Annotated in this window: 18 protein-coding genes and 1 pseudogene; 14 read left to right on the forward strand and 5 right to left on the reverse strand. The window is 71.9% G+C overall.

What is annotated here, in order from left to right; genetic code table 11:
- Positions 1 to 38 precede the first annotated feature (38 nt).
- Positions 39 to 776, reverse strand: a complete 738-nt coding sequence (locus QMK30_RS26220; RefSeq protein WP_283520787.1) for a hypothetical protein — start codon at positions 774 to 776, stop codon at positions 39 to 41.
- A 256-nt stretch (positions 777 to 1,032) separates the two neighbouring features.
- Here QMK30_RS26220 and lexA point away from each other — a divergent pair.
- From lexA to QMK30_RS26235, 3 genes and pseudogenes are all read left to right on the forward strand, one after another.
- Positions 1,033 to 1,714: pseudogene (lexA, locus tag QMK30_RS26225) on the forward strand (transcriptional repressor LexA).
- Between the two features lie 121 nt (positions 1,715 to 1,835).
- Positions 1,836 to 2,432: a hypothetical protein gene (locus QMK30_RS26230; RefSeq protein ID WP_283520788.1), complete on the forward strand. Its 597-nt coding sequence runs from the start codon at positions 1,836 to 1,838 to the stop codon at positions 2,430 to 2,432.
- A gap of 42 nt (positions 2,433 to 2,474) precedes the next feature.
- Complete coding sequence (locus QMK30_RS26235; protein ID WP_283520789.1) at positions 2,475 to 2,636, forward strand: hypothetical protein; 162 nt, start codon at positions 2,475 to 2,477, stop codon at positions 2,634 to 2,636.
- An 84-nt stretch (positions 2,637 to 2,720) separates the two neighbouring features.
- On the opposite strand, the gene QMK30_RS26240 is transcribed toward QMK30_RS26235, so the two are convergent.
- Positions 2,721 to 3,122 carry an SPDY domain-containing protein gene (locus QMK30_RS26240; protein WP_283520790.1) on the reverse strand — a complete coding sequence of 134 codons (402 nt, stop codon included), beginning with the start codon at positions 3,120 to 3,122 and terminating at the stop codon, positions 2,721 to 2,723.
- Positions 3,123 to 4,278: 1,156 nt separating this feature from the next.
- Here QMK30_RS26240 and QMK30_RS26245 point away from each other — a divergent pair.
- Together QMK30_RS26245 and QMK30_RS26250 are read left to right on the forward strand one after the other, a co-directional pair.
- Positions 4,279 to 4,827, forward strand: coding sequence for a MarR family transcriptional regulator (locus QMK30_RS26245; protein WP_283520791.1), 549 nt, complete (start codon positions 4,279 to 4,281; stop codon positions 4,825 to 4,827).
- Positions 4,827 to 5,240 (forward strand): MarR family transcriptional regulator, encoded by a 414-nt coding sequence (locus QMK30_RS26250; RefSeq protein ID WP_283520792.1) that lies wholly within the window; start codon positions 4,827 to 4,829, stop codon positions 5,238 to 5,240. Before QMK30_RS26245 ends, QMK30_RS26250 begins: the two co-directional genes overlap by 1 nt.
- Positions 5,241 to 5,269: 29 nt before the next feature.
- Here the strand turns inward: QMK30_RS26250 and QMK30_RS26255 are convergent, their stop codons facing one another.
- The gene (locus tag QMK30_RS26255; protein WP_283520793.1) at positions 5,270 to 5,857 is read right to left on the reverse strand and encodes a DUF6245 family protein; all 588 of its coding nucleotides are present in this window, start codon (positions 5,855 to 5,857) and stop codon (positions 5,270 to 5,272) included.
- Positions 5,858 to 6,009: 152 nt separating this feature from the next.
- On the opposite strand from QMK30_RS26255, the gene QMK30_RS26260 reads away from it, so the two are divergent.
- Complete coding sequence (locus QMK30_RS26260; RefSeq protein ID WP_283520794.1) at positions 6,010 to 6,312, forward strand: hypothetical protein; 303 nt, start codon at positions 6,010 to 6,012, stop codon at positions 6,310 to 6,312.
- A gap of 16 nt (positions 6,313 to 6,328) precedes the next feature.
- Here the strand turns inward: QMK30_RS26260 and QMK30_RS26265 are convergent, their stop codons facing one another.
- Positions 6,329 to 7,192, reverse strand: coding sequence for a hypothetical protein (locus QMK30_RS26265; protein ID WP_283520795.1), 864 nt, complete (start codon positions 7,190 to 7,192; stop codon positions 6,329 to 6,331).
- 541 nt (positions 7,193 to 7,733) lie between these two features.
- Between QMK30_RS26265 and QMK30_RS26270 the strand changes: the two genes are divergently transcribed.
- From QMK30_RS26270 to QMK30_RS26280, 3 genes are all read left to right on the forward strand, one after another.
- Entirely contained in the window at positions 7,734 to 7,928 is a 195-nt protein-coding gene (locus tag QMK30_RS26270) for a hypothetical protein (RefSeq protein ID WP_283520796.1), read from the forward strand.
- 105 nt (positions 7,929 to 8,033) lie between these two features.
- Entirely contained in the window at positions 8,034 to 8,348 is a 315-nt protein-coding gene (locus tag QMK30_RS26275) for a hypothetical protein (protein ID WP_283520797.1), read from the forward strand.
- Between the two features lie 86 nt (positions 8,349 to 8,434).
- Positions 8,435 to 8,641 carry an AAA family ATPase gene (locus QMK30_RS26280; RefSeq protein WP_283520798.1) on the forward strand — a complete coding sequence of 69 codons (207 nt, stop codon included), beginning with the start codon at positions 8,435 to 8,437 and terminating at the stop codon, positions 8,639 to 8,641.
- Positions 8,642 to 8,667: 26 nt separating this feature from the next.
- On the opposite strand, the gene QMK30_RS26285 is transcribed toward QMK30_RS26280, so the two are convergent.
- The gene (locus tag QMK30_RS26285; RefSeq protein ID WP_283520799.1) at positions 8,668 to 8,877 is read right to left on the reverse strand and encodes a hypothetical protein; all 210 of its coding nucleotides are present in this window, start codon (positions 8,875 to 8,877) and stop codon (positions 8,668 to 8,670) included.
- 193 nt (positions 8,878 to 9,070) lie between these two features.
- On the opposite strand from QMK30_RS26285, the gene QMK30_RS26290 reads away from it, so the two are divergent.
- The 5 genes from QMK30_RS26290 to QMK30_RS26310 are packed head-to-tail and all read left to right on the forward strand — an operon-like array spanning position 9,071 to position 13,684.
- Entirely contained in the window at positions 9,071 to 9,748 is a 678-nt protein-coding gene (locus tag QMK30_RS26290) for a histidine phosphatase family protein (RefSeq protein ID WP_283520800.1), read from the forward strand.
- 10 nt (positions 9,749 to 9,758) lie between these two features.
- Positions 9,759 to 10,907, forward strand: a complete 1,149-nt coding sequence (locus QMK30_RS26295; RefSeq protein WP_283520801.1) for a hypothetical protein — start codon at positions 9,759 to 9,761, stop codon at positions 10,905 to 10,907.
- Positions 10,907 to 11,851 carry a phosphotransferase gene (locus QMK30_RS26300; protein ID WP_283520802.1) on the forward strand — a complete coding sequence of 315 codons (945 nt, stop codon included), beginning with the start codon at positions 10,907 to 10,909 and terminating at the stop codon, positions 11,849 to 11,851. The genes QMK30_RS26295 and QMK30_RS26300 overlap by 1 nt, the downstream gene beginning before the upstream one ends.
- Positions 11,766 to 12,863, forward strand: coding sequence for a hypothetical protein (locus QMK30_RS26305; RefSeq protein WP_283520803.1), 1,098 nt, complete (start codon positions 11,766 to 11,768; stop codon positions 12,861 to 12,863). Before QMK30_RS26300 ends, QMK30_RS26305 begins: the two co-directional genes overlap by 86 nt.
- A gap of 26 nt (positions 12,864 to 12,889) precedes the next feature.
- Positions 12,890 to 13,684 (forward strand): class I SAM-dependent methyltransferase, encoded by a 795-nt coding sequence (locus tag QMK30_RS26310; RefSeq protein WP_283520804.1) that lies wholly within the window; start codon positions 12,890 to 12,892, stop codon positions 13,682 to 13,684.
- Positions 13,685 to 13,753 lie beyond the last annotated feature (69 nt).

Raw genomic sequence — 13,753 nt, forward strand, 5'->3', positions numbered from 1 at the left:
CGCCCTGCCCACCAGCAGGGGCGGGGGCCCGCTGTTTCTTACGCCGGGCCGCCCTCGGCCGAGGGGTGGTCAACGCGTTGACCACCTTCCGCCAGGGCGCGGCGTACCAGCGGGAGGGACATCACCCCGTCGGCCCGCCGGCCGAGCTCACGCTTCCCTGCGCCTGCCGCATGCTCCGTGCGCAGCGCCTCGCCGAGCCGTTCCAGCGCCCGGGCCTCCGCGTCGCGGGCGTCGCGGACCGCCTGCAACGCATCATCCACGGTCAGCGGGTGGTCAACGCCTTCACCACCCCGTGCTGCGCCATCTCCTGACGCCTCGTGGTCAACGCCTTGACCACCCTTCTCCGGAGCGCCCCGGCCCGGCGGGTCGTCACGCCCACGCCCGTACCGGTACTGCTCCTCGCCGGTCAGCGTCTCCTCGTATGCGTCGATCAGCTGCTGCAGCGCCGTCCCGAAGTAGTCGGTGCGCAGATCCTGCACCTGCCACTCCCGCGCCGGCAGCCAGGGCCCGTCCTCGGTGACGGGCACGGCCGCCTGGTGGAGCGGATGCCCGTGCTGGCGCGGGTACTTGCCGCAGTCCTGCTCGCAGACCGCGCACAGCACCAGCATCGGGTCCCCGGCCGGGGACGGCCAGTCGTCCGAGTGCACCAGGGCCGCCAGCACCCCGGCCGCCGGTCGGGCCGCATCGACCAGGACCTCGACCGAGGGGCCGGGCAGCCACAGCCGGACGTAAGTGCCGCCGCACTTCGGGCACTTCGGCGTTCCGCGCGACGGCAACGGTGTACTCCCTGCAGGTACGGCGCGGGGCGGCCCCCGGGCGGCTGCCCGCCAGAGTAGAGGTCGGCGGCGCGCCTGTGGGCGCCGTCGCCGGAAGCCGCCCGGACGAGCCGCACCCGTGATTGCGCGGCAATCACGCAGGCCAGCGCCCGTGCGCCGGACGAACGTCCAGAATCGAAATAGTGTTCCCATATCCGGAGAGGTCGGGATACGGTTCTGATCCCACCATGATCACCAGTGAGGGAGGGCACAGGTCATGGACACGAGCACCACAGCACGCCCCGGGAGGCCCCCGGGCATCCGGACCAACGCTGACGGACTGACCACCCGGCAGAGCCACATCGTCACCACCATCCGCGACTTCGTCGCGCAGCACGGCTACCCGCCCTCGATGCGGGAGATCGGCAAGGCCGTCGGCCTGAAAAGCACCTCCAGCGTCGCGCACCAGCTTTCCGCGCTCGTGCGCAAGGGAGCGATCCGCAAGGACCCGCACACGCCGCGTGCGTACGCGCTGCCGGCCGCGCCGGAGGACGACACCGAGGACACCGCGGCCGCGGACCTTCCGGCCACGGCGAGCGTCCCGCTGGTCGGCCGGATCGCCGCCGGCACACCGATCACCGCCGAACAGGAGGTGGAGGACATCCTCGAGCTTCCCCGCCAACTGGTCGGCGACGGCGAGCTGTTCGTGCTCGAGGTAGTCGGCGACTCGATGGTGGACGCGGCCATCTGCAGCGGCGACTGGGTCACGGTCCGCCGTCAGCCCGACGCGGCCAGCGGCGACATCGTCGCGGCCATGCTGGACGGCGAGGCCACCGTGAAGCGCCTCAAGCGCGAGAACGGCCACGTCTGGCTGCTCCCGCACAACGCGGCGTACACCGATCCTCGGTGACGACGCCTCGATCCTCGGACGCGTCGTGGCGGTCATGCGCCGCCTGTGACGCCGGGCGTCCTCCGCCGCCGCTCAGGCAGCAGCGGCGGAGGAGCCAGCGACCGCCCCCGGCGGTGTGTTTCCCGTTTCCCGGCCCCACCGCCAACGGCACGACAGGCCATCATGTGAGGGTGACCAGCCACCAGCCCCTCGTTGTCGCCGCCGCCCAGGCGGCCGGCCCCTGTCCGCCCGGCGAAGAACCCCAGTGGCAGGCGCGCGTCCGCGCCCTGGCCGTCGACCTCTTCGTCCTCGGCGACGTCGTCGCCCGCGACCTCCAGCGCCTCGCGAACGCCACCAAGTTCCCCGCCACGCTGCTGGCCGTCACCGTCGAGGACACCAGCACGCGCGGCGTCCTGCAGCTGCGCAACGTCTCCGGCGAGCTCGAGGTCATCCGCACCGACCGCGGCGACACCGACGCCGGCACCGCCATGACCAGCCGTGCGCAGAGCCTCGTCGGCCGCCGCGTACTGGTCTACAAGGAGATGGAGGCCCTCGCCTCCAACCCGATGCACAAGGCCCGGGTCGCGGTGCACCTGATGGACCTGGGCCCGGAGACCGACACGATCGGCGAGGACGAGGCCAAGGGCCACGTCCTGGCGGCCGCCGAGGGCGACAAGGACGTCGCGCTCAACGCCTGGCAGGAGGCCGAGCTGCCCGAACACGGGCCGGTCACCGCCGCCCAGCTCGGCCAGGCCCTGGTGCGCCTCCCGGGCGGCCGTCGTCCGTAAGTCCGACTGGTGTCCGCAGGCCGGGCCGGGCAGGGTGAACGAATGGATCTCAACGAGAGCGCCTCGGCCGTGCATTGCCCGGGCCAACTGGAGCTGTTTCCCGTGACGACCGGTCGCACGGTGACGTACGAGTACGCCCGCCCCGACGGGCAGCCGTCAACGGACGCCGACTTCGAGCAGGCGCGGAAGCTCACCGCGGCGTAGTACACGCCGCGGGCTACGCTGGCCCCGTGCCTGGCCCGGCCCCGATATCCGCGGGGCCGGGCCAGGCACGGGGCATCTGTGCCCCTACGCGGGCAGGGCGAGCGCGTCGTCGGGTACCGGCGCCGACCGGTCGATGCCGGCCGGGTCGACCAGGCGCCGGAGGAAGGCCACGATCAGCTCGACCGGTACGTCGGCGTCGAAGGCGGCGCTCCAGCCGTACGGCCGCCGAGTGATGGCCTCGTGGGACGCGCCGTCCGGGAACCCGGTCGCCTCCACCTTCCACAGCGGGCCGCCGGCCGCGTACTCCTCGGACTCGGGCTGGAACACCAGGCGGGCCAGCCCGTTGGGCGCGGTGGCCTCGGTATTGTCGCGCGGATCGGCGCGCTGCGCCCAGCCCGCCGCGGCGAGGGCGGCGAACACGTCCCCGGGCTCGCCGGCCCCTGCCAGGTACGAGGTCACGTCCGGGGTGCGCGCGTGATCGGTCACGTGTTTTTCCTTTCGTCATACGGCGGGAATTCCCGCCCGCCGTTTTCGGGTGGCAGGAACATAGCTCGGTGTCCGGATGGACATCAACAGATCGCCGGGAGTCCCGAACGGACTTGATCGCGGCGGGTGTTGGGCCTGGTCAGGTGGCCCGGCGAGGGCCGCGACCCGGGACCGCTCTTCGCCCGCTGCCCCGCGTTCACCGGCCCGCGGCGGTGGCTTGGACCCATGCTTCCCCTCCTGCGGCGACCGGCCACGACCCCCTTCGATACCTCGGCCCCCGACCGCCAGCCCCGACGAAGCCCGCCGCGCGGTATGCGGCCCGCGCGAGGTTCGCTCAGCCCCCCACCGGTCCCTGCCACGCCTCATGCTTTTGACCGTCACGGTCCGCGCCAACGCGAGACGCAGCAACGCTGGGCCGCGTACGGTCCGCGGGGTTCCACGGAGCCGCGCGCGAAGCCTGCTCAGCCATACGACTGCGACCGCTGGCCCGCGGTAGACCGACGTCCTTCGGCTCCTCGCTGCTGCTGCGCGGTTGCGGTGACGGCCCTTCAGGTGAACGTCGACTGGTGCCGGGGCGTGGGTGGTTGAGGGGCGTGTGGCTGATGTGGTACTCGCGCGCACGTTTACCGACAGAAGGGGGACGTGCCTCTGACCTGGGCAAACGCTGGGCTAAGGGGTGAAAAACCGCACCGTAGGGAGCGGAAAATGCCCCCTTAGCTGACGCTCCGTCTCCTCTCCCTGCTACTGCCCTTTACGCGTGAACCTGGCGAATTCCAGGTCAACCTGGCGAAGGATGTGGCGAGCGGCGCGCTCGACCCGGCGAACCGCTGGAAGACTGCGCCAACGCGGTCGGCAGTCCGCGTAACAAACGGCCGCCCGCTCCCGCCATTCGCCACGCTCAGTTGGACACTTCACCCTGGCTCCGCCGCGACCTACGTGGCGAACCGCAGGTCACTCACGCTCGACCTCGCCACCTTCACCGGGATCGGACAGCTACCTGCCCGGTTGCACGGGCCGGAGAACGTCACGCAGAACCACGCGTTACGGCCGGTTCTCCGGACATCGATCAGCTACTGTGCACGCGCAAGGGGTTGTTCCTCGGAGTTAAGGGGCGAAAAAGTGCCCCTTAAAGATGCGCGAACGAGTAAGGAGCGGCATGACGACACGACGGAGGGGCCGGCGGCTGGCCCTGGTCGACCAGGACACTGGGGAGGTGGTCGAGCCGAAGCCCCGGGTGCCGCACGACTTCGAGGGCAAGGGGTACACCCTGCAGTCCACGGGCAGCGAGGTCCCGCTCTACAAGCTGGGGCTGACCGGGGCTGAGTGGGCGGCGCTGGACTGGCTGCGCGAGCACGGCGCGGCGAGCGCGGCGATCCGCGTCACGCCGGACGCGCTGGCCGAGGAGATCGACACGAATGCCTCGACGTGCAAGAAGGCGCTGGCCCGGCTGACGAAGATGGCGCTGCTGCTCAAGCCCTCGCCGCGGGCCGCCGCGTATCAGTTGACACCGCTCCGATACTGGGAGGGAGCCGGGAGCACCCACGTCACCGCCTGCAAGCGGCTCGCCCCGCCTCGGGTGGCGCCGGACAAGAGGGCCGAGGACAAGACGAAGGCCGCGGAGACGAGGGCCCGGACCAGGGCCCAGAAGAAGACTGCGGGGTTGGCGGCGACGCCGATCCGCCGAGCTGCTGGAGAGACGAGCTGATGACTACTGCACCGGTCCCGTTCGACCCTGAGCACGAGTTCGTCACCCCGCCGCTCTACGCGCTGAATTTGAGCGCGGCCCAGCGCTGCGTGCTCGACTGGATAGAGCGTCAGGGCGGTCTCTTCGCGTACATCAACGTCGCGGTCGACGACGCCGCGGCTGACATGGAGCTCTCCGATTCCACGGTGTACGACGCCCTGGCCCGGCTGAGCACCATCGGCCTGCTGGTGCGGGACGACGCCGGCGGCCACCGCATCAATGCGAGGTACTTCTTCTCCGCCAACCCCGACCTGCGCCGCCTGGTCGCGGCCGCGCTCGTCGACCCGCCGATCACCCCCGACGCCCGCGCGGAAGCCCCGCGCAAGGTCGGCAACACCGACTCCCGGCGACGGCGCTCAATCCGCTCGGTCTAGCCGGGCCCGGCCGGCGGGTGGGTGGGCGCCTACAGGCCGGGGATGCCGTCGGGGAACATTGCCTCAGCGAGGGCCGGTAGTTCGTCGAGGACGGCCTGCGCCTCGGCCAGTTCCTTGCGGGCGCGGTCCAGCTCCTCCAGGATCCGCGCAGCGCCCTCGCCCTCGAGGGAAGTCACGGTCGAGCAGGCCAGCAGCGCCAGCAGTGCGCGCGCCGACCTGGCGGCCGCAGCAATCACCGGACCGCAGTCCCCTTCGTCCATGTCCTTGAGGAACTGCGAGACGTGCCCGGTCTGCCAGTGCAGCGCCCCCACCACGCCAGGGCCCTCGGCGCCGGACGCCTTGATCACCTGCTGGCGGGCGAGCGTCATCTCCGGCGCACCCGCGCCCTTGGCGAGCATGTGCCCCTCGGCGAGCATCCCCGCCCCGATCGACGCGCCGTACAGGGCGTTGGCGAGGACGGCGGCCAGGACGTGCTCGCCGCCCACGGACCGCGCCTGCTCTTCCAGTTCGGCGTCGGTGGGGGGCTGGGCGTACACGCCGAGGGCGGCCATCGCCGCCGAGATGGAGGCCGCGCTGGGCGCGGGCTCGGCGGTCTGGGCCTGGTGGGGAATCGACATGGGCCGGAGCCTATCGGGGCCGGAGCGGCGCCCGACCCGTCCCAGGTGAATCCCTCATCCGGGAGGCTGAATCTTCCCGTACAGGCCCGGGACGACGCCGCCGGCCGGTAGCCTCGGGGCGCCCCGCGACACGAGGAAGAGACGGCAACCCCATGGCGAACACCACACGTCCGACGAAGCAGGTGACGGCCGAGATCCCGGGCCACTGGGAGATCGCGGCCGGCATCGGCAAGGGCATGGTCGCGTCCGTCGCCGAGCTGACGTACGAGAAGCGCCGCGACCGCTGGGAGCAGCTGGGGACCGTCATCGTGCGCGGCCCCGCCCTGGACCGCGCGCACGCCGAGACCGGCGAGCAGGCGGAGCGGGCGTTCGAGCCGGGCACTCCCGGCCATGCCATCCCGCAGTGGCTGACCGAACTCGTCGACGAGCACCGTCCTCGGCCCGACGCCGACTGACGGCCGGCGTCGCCCGCTACTCGTCGGGGTCGACGCTGCAGAACTGCTCGAGCAGCAGGGGCGAGCCGAGGGCTTCCATCATCAGGGTGCGGTGGGCGGATTCCAGGGTGCGCCGGGCGGCGGGCAGTCCGGGGCGCCGGGCGGGCTGGCCGGCGCGGGGGCGGCCGGGTGCGGTGGTGACCCACAGCTCCTGGACCTGGCCGCCCTGCAGGCCGTGGCTCGCGCCGTCCTTCTCCTGGGCGGTGAGGGCGGCGTGGGTGTCGAGCCAGCGCTTGAGGATCGTGGTGGTGAGGGTGTCGAGGGGGAAGTACTCGTCCTCGCCGATCCGTACGCGCGGCAGCCGGCGTTTCAGCTCGAGGTCCTCCAGGCGCAGCGGGTGGAGGTCGCCGATGCCGCGGCGGGTGGCGACGGCCAGGGCGAGCACGGCGACGGTGCGCTGCCAGGTGGCGGAGAACATCTTGGCCGGCGGGTGGCCGGAGAGCAGGCGCAGCGTACGGACGGCCTCGGAGGGGCTGAGCCGGTCGGCGAGGGTGGCCTGGGGCACGGGGAGGTTCAGCGGCCGGCGGTAGTGGGCGCTGAACTTGTTGATGGTGGTGGTGCGGGCGGCCATGGCGGAGACGGACGCCGCGGTGTGCGGGCCCTGCATGCCGGTGCGCCGGCGGGTCGCGCCGCGCTGGGCCGCGGTGAGCCAGACCAGGACGGCTTCCTCGTCGAGGAGGTCGGAGGTGAGCAGTTCGCGTTCGTTCGAGGCGAGCGCCCCGGCGAGGAAGAGCAGGAACTCCTCCATGTACGTGCGCCGCTGGCCGCGCGTCTGGACGCTGCGGAACGTGGCGACGAACAGCTCGACGGCTCGGCGGGCGCTGCGCGGCGGGGTGGGCATGCCTTCGAGTATGCGACGTGTCCGACCCTCGTGTCACTTAATAAGAGCAAGTAGCTAACGATCACCGGCCCCCTCCCCCAGCTGGCCCATCGTTTCGGTTCGTGTCGAATCGAGACGCAACGCGTAGTTCCGATCCGAACATTGCGACCCTCCGGCCCCCCGGCACACGCGATCCCACGCCCGCCGCCCCCTGAACAGGGCCTGCGGCTGTTTGCTCTTATTATTGATACACGCGGGTCGGACACACCCTCTCCGGCGACCCGCGGTGCCCTTTACGCGTGAACCTGGCGAAGGATGTGGCGAGCGGCGCGCTCGACCCGGCGAACCGCTGGAAGACTGCGCCAACGCGGTCGGCAGTCCGCGTAACAAACGGCCGCCCGCTCCCGCCATTCGCCACGCTCAGTTGGACACTTCACCCTGGCTCCGCCGCGACCTACGTGGCGAACCGCAGGTCACTCACGCTCGACCTCGCCACCTTCACCGGGATCGGACACGCGGGAGAGATCACCTAGGGTGGCGGCTCGACGGTGAGGGGAACGACATGGCACAGCAGCAGTGGAAGAAGTGGCACCGCACGGTGCTGAGCGGCCTGCTCGGATTCGCCGCCGGCCTCGCCTACGTGGTCATCGCCCGCTCCAGCGACGCCGAGCCGCGGACGTGGCTGGTCGTGGTGGTGACGCTGCTAGCGGTGGTGTTCTTCCGGGCGTTCATAGGACGGCTCACGCGCAATCGGTAGTCGTCCGCGCCGGGCGGGGGCGGACGTTCACCGCCGCGGTTCGGCGTGCCCAGGTCCCCGGAAGTGGTAAGCAGGACACCTGCAACCGCCGCGAAGGGTTCCCGCATGTACGTCGACATGGCCGTCCTCGACCAGGAGTGCATCCGCCTGGCCTGCCTGATGGCCGACCGCGGAATGGAACACGTCACCCTCCCCTCCTCCAGGTCCCCGCAGGAGGAAGGCGCCGCCCTGGAGGCGGAGTTCTCCGAGCAGCTCGGCAAGTCCTACGCCCGGATCGCCGCCGCCGGATCCGACGAGGAGTGCATCCTGCCGAGCCTGCTGATGGAGATGGCCGGCAAGCTCTCCGCCCTCGCCACCGAGCTGTCCCTGCGCGACGACCGGGACGCGGCCGAGGTGATCCGCACCATCGGCGGCCGGTAGGGGCAGCCGGCACAACCGCTCCCGCGGTGTCGGCGGCGGCGCGTACGCTCGTAACGCCCTTCGACCACGAGACCCTTGGAGCACCGGTGAGCGATCAGGACCTCCCCCGCGTCGTACCCAACGCCCGGGGCGGCGACGAGAAGACCACGGCCGAGATCGACCTCTCCGCGCTCCTCGCCGACGACCCCCGGCAGCGGGTGCTCCTGGTGGACATGGACCCGCAGCCGTCCGCCGAAGGCTGGACCGACCCGTACCAGCCCGTCATCATCGACCTGCCCGGCACCCTGCGCTGATCCCCCGGCGCCGGGCCGGAACGGCGCTAGCTGCCGGCGACCTGCTGCGGCGCGCGGTGCCGCCCCTGCTCGTCGACGAGGATCACCGGCGGGCAGGCGGGACACGAGAAAAGGTTCTGGGAGCCGATCCACCGCCAGCCCTCGTCCCACAGGGGCCGCCACTGCACGTCAGGCGGACGCGGGACTTCCGCGGCACACCGCGTACAGACGACCACGGTGGAACGGGCGGTGCGCATATCGGTCCTTCCGGCGTGAGACGTACAGGGTATCGGTGACGCAGCACCCGGCACTCTCCTGACTCGATCATTCCGGCACTCTTACATGTGTATTGGGTTTGGGGTACGGTGAGAAGCGCCGGGCGAGTAACGGCGTGGACACTGTCCGCAGTGCCCACCCTCGCCCGGGTCCTTCCCTCGGGGGTGCTGACCCATGCTCGTCGCCGTCGTCCGTCACAGCGAGTCGACCGAGAACGCCACCAAGCACACCGGCTTCTACCAGGACCCCCGCCCCTGGACCGGCCCGGCCGCCCACGCCCTCTCGCGTGACCTCGTCGGCCTGACGCCCCGCGGCTTCCTGCAGTCCGTGTGGCTGCGCGGCGCCCTCGCGGACCTGCTCGGCGCAGGGCCGGCCCTCAGCCTCCACACCTCGCAGTACCGGCGCGCGCTCGACACCGCGGCGCTCGCCCTGCCGGGCCGCGAGCCCCGGGTGACGCCGCTCCTGAACGAACAGCACTACGCCGAGGCCACCTACATGACCAAGCGCGAGCTGTTCGCCACCTACCCCGACGGCGCCGAGGACCGGCGCTCGCGCAAGCACCTGTGGACTCCCCCGGGCCCCGGCGGCGAATCGCTCGCCGAAGGAGTCCTGCCGCGTGCCGTCGCCTACGTCGACCAGGTGCGCGCCGCCGCCGGCAGCACGCCCGGCGACGTCGTGGCCGTCACCCACCACACCGCGATCCTCGCGCTGCGCTCGGTCCTGGAGGAGCGGCCCGTCACCGACCTGGTGGAGGAGGCCCGCCTGCGCAAGACACCCAACGGCTCCGTCCTGCTCTACGAGCTGCGTGCCGGCCACTTCCACGCCGCGGCCACCGCCGAGCCGGACTGCTGAGGGGGCGGCCATGAACGTCCTGTACGTCAACGGCCCCGTCCAGAACGGGGACTTCACCCTGGCCGACCGGCCGGGTAAGGCGGCCGGCATCCGCGCGGCCGCGGCCCTCAACGCACTGCTCGGCGCGCGGCCGGTGGCCCATCTGTGGAACACCGTGACCCTGTCGGGCGACGTACGCCACCGCGAGGCCGGCGAGTCGCTCGGCCGCCCGGAGCGGGAGGAGCAGGCGGTCGCCGCGAAGTACGCGCCCGGCGAGCTGCCCCCGGCCGGTGTGCTCACCGACACCGCGCCCCCGGTGGCCGCCCTGGCGCTCGAGATGGTCGGCCGACTCCTGGAGGCCGGCACGCTCGCCGTCGCCCCGGTCGACGTCCGGCTCTGCTCGGCTTGCGGGCACATGACCGGCGTCGTCGCCCACCAGGCGTGCCGGGCATGCGGCTGCGACCAGACCCTCGCGGCGCGGCGGCGGCTGCTCGTCTTCGACCGGCCCGCCGGGCAACCGGTGCTCGAGCGGGAGGACTTCCTCGCCGCCGGGGCCCGTACGCCCTCGCACCTGCTGAACATCGCGCAGAACACCCCGCCGCGGCTGGTGCTGTCCCGGACCCGCGACCACGGAGTCGGCCTGGCCCCGCTCGGGCTGGACGGCCTGGTCCTGGACCCGCGGGCCGGCCTGCACGTCGCCGTGCTGGCCGCGGCCGCCGGGCACGGGGCGCAGCGGCCGGTGATGACGGTCACCGAGAACGCAGCGGCCAACGTCGCGGCGTACGGGCTGCCGTTCCGCCGGCACGGCGCCGCTCGGCTGCGGTACGCGCTGCACGGGCGCATCCCCTACGACACGGGGCTGCTGGCGCGGCTGTACGAGGTCCACCGGGTCGCCCCGCCCCTGCAGGAACTGTTCGTCACCTGGTTCCTGCCGTTGGCGTCCCTGCGCGAGCGCGCCGGCATTGACGCGGCCCGGCTCCCGAGCCTGCTGAAGTTCTGCCGGCGCGCCCACCTCGCCCGCCCGGCGACACCGGCGGGTGAAGTCCTCGACGAGCTGCGCCGCCATGTCGAGGCGGGTGATATGCGGTGGGTCATGGACGCCCGCGCGCTGGCCCACGCCATCGCCGCCCACGAGACCACACGAGGTTCCACCCCGGAACCGGAGAGAGGAGCGAACTGATGGAGGCCACCGAGTGGCGGTTCGTCAAGAAGCGGACCGCCGACAGCGACGGGGCGGTGTACGTCTCGCCCGACGGCCAGCGCTACCGGCGCACCGGCGGCGAGAGCCTGCGCGCCGAGGCGGCGTTCCAGCGCCAGCTCGAGGACCTTCAGTACCCGGTCCCGCACCTCCTGGAGGAGGGCCTCACCGACGACGGGCACGTCTTCGTCGTCGAGCAGTCCCTGGGCAAGCAGACGCTGCACGACCTCGCCGTCGCCTCCCTGAACGGCGGCCGCACCTTGTCAGACGAGGTCGTCGACCTCGCCGCGCAGGTCTCCGCCCGCCTCCTGCTCGCGCAGGCGGCCCACCCGGTCGCCCCGGCGCCCGGCCTGCTGCGCGAGTGGGTGGAGCAGGCCGGCTTCACCGTGAACGTCTTCAAGGAGAACCCCGACCTGGACACCGCTCGCACCCACGCCGCGCTCGGCAAGGCGCTGGACCAGCTCGACTCCGTGCCGCTGTGCCGCGGCCACCTCGACTACGGCCTGCCGAACGTCCTGCCCGCCGGTGTCATCGACTGGCAGCACCACGGCGTGGTGCCGCTGGGCTACGACGTACTGCCGACGCTCGAGGTCGTCCCCTTCAAGGGCGGCAACAAGGGCTACACCGCCACCGCCACGCAGCGTCGGCGCTTCCTGTCCGTGCTGGACGAGGCAAGCGAGAGCGTCACCGGCCAGAGGGTCAGCCAGCACCTCGGCGCCTACCTCCTCGTCAAGGCCCTGTTCTTCCTGGCCCTGATGAGGCCGACCGACCCGTCCCGCGCGGACAAGCACCTCAAGTGGCAGTACCGCCGGCACCTGTTCATGAAGGGACTCGAGCAATATGAGCGCAGCGGAGAAGTCGATACCACTCTGTTCCCCGCCTTCGACGACTTCGCCGTTCGGTACGGCGCTGGCGACCATTCGTGACCGCGACTACCTGCTGGACCGCTCCGGGGTGATCTTCAAGGTGATCGGGGACGTCCACCCGGGCACCCACTTCCTGGGGTACGTGAAGTACTACCCGGACGCCCGCGGGGACCGGCTGCTGTTCGGCCGGACGTACCGGCAGAACAGCGTCGTCTCCAAGGCGTTCGGGATCCTCGCGGACCGGCCGGAGTGCTACGTCTACTCCCCCGCCGTGGGATGCGTGATCACCGGGGTTCCGCGTGAGGACGTCGTCACGCACTACTCGTGCCGCCAGACCCTGGCAGCGCTCCACGAGTCGCCCGAGGCCCTCGACGGCTCCCCGGTGGCCAAGGACCTGCTGGCCATCATCGACTGGGTGGTCGAGGTCGGCGCGGCCGACGTCATCGGGGTGACCGGCTCGTTCCTCGTCGGCGCCTGCAACGAGCGCTCCGACATCGACCTGGTCTGCTACGGGCCGCGCGGGTACGAGGCGGCCGAGGCCCTGTTCGCCGAGCGGTCCCTGATCGAGCCGTACGCGGGCGACACCCTCACTCGGCTGTACATCCGGCGGGCCAAGTACATGGCCGGCTCTTCCTTCGACGCCCTGATGCGTCAGGAGGCCCGCAAACTCCAGGGGCTCACCGCGGGGGCCGGGGCGCACATCAACTGTGAGCCGCTGCGGGCCGATGGCGACAAGACCTTCGTCGGGGTGGTGGCCCAGGAGGTGGGGGCGATCTCCGTACTGGCCCGGATCACCGACCACACCGAAGGTCTCGCGACGCCGGCGCTGTACGGGATCGAGGTCACCACGGTCATCGCCTCCACGATCGACGAGCCCGCCATCTTCGCCCGCCGGATCTCCCACATGCGCAGCTACCTCGGCGCGTACACCGGGGCGTTCCGGACCGGCGACACCGTCTACCTGTCCGGACGGCTCGTCCACATCCAGGGCCCGGGCAGCCACAGCGGGTTCGGCATCGAGCTGACGCCGTGGACCGCGACCGAGTCCTTCCTCGCCAACCTGGCCGACTGACCCTCAACCTCCACCGTGGAGATCCGATGAAAACAGACCCGCGCGCCTTCGTCGGCGCCGAGCCCTTCTACGCACGCTTCAGGCCCTGGTACCCCGACGGTCTGTTCACCGAGCTCGCCGACCGGTTCGCCCTGGACGGCACCCAGCGCGCCCTGGACCTTGGCTGCGGGCCCGGCACCGTCGCCCTGCCGCTCGCCCCGCTCGTGTCCGAGGTGATCGCGGTGGACCCCGCGGCCGGGATGCTCGAAGAGGGACGCCTGCTCGCCGCGGAGCGCGGCGTGGGCAACGTCCAGTGGCGGCACGGCGATTCCGCCGCGCTGCTCACCATGGGCCTGCCGCCGCTGGACCTGTGCGTCATGGCGAAGGCGTTTCACTGGATGAACCGCGACCAGGTCCTGGCCGACCTGGACAAGCTCACCGCGCCCGGTGCCGGGGTGGTCGTCGTGTCCGCCGGGCCGCCCGGCACCACTCCGCTCCCGGCATGGGCGCCGGTGGTCGCCGAGGTCCGCGCCGCCTACCTCGGCACCGCGCGGCGTGCGGGCCGCGGCTTCTACCCCGAGCCCGAGGAGCAGTTCCGCGACACCCTCGCCCGTTCCGCGTTCTCCCAGATCACCACGGTGTCCTGGGACCAGCCCGTGGTGCGCAGTCTTGAGGAGTTGATCGGCCTGCAGTTCTCCAACTCCTACTCCACGCCGGCCCAGCTCGGGAACAGCCGGGAGAGGTTCGAGCGCGACCTGCGCCAGGCGCTGCTCGACCACGACCGGGCCGGCCGGTACGAGGAGACCATCCGTACCGAGGCCCTGATCGCCACCCGCCCGTAGTCCTGCCGCACCGCCCGAGAAGGGCCCTCATTCCCGAGCTGGATCTCCGGGAGCGGGGGCCCTTCTGAG

Source organism: Streptomyces sp. H27-C3 (genome assembly GCF_030063415.1).
Taxonomy (GTDB): Bacteria; Actinomycetota; Actinomycetes; order Streptomycetales; family Streptomycetaceae; genus Streptomyces.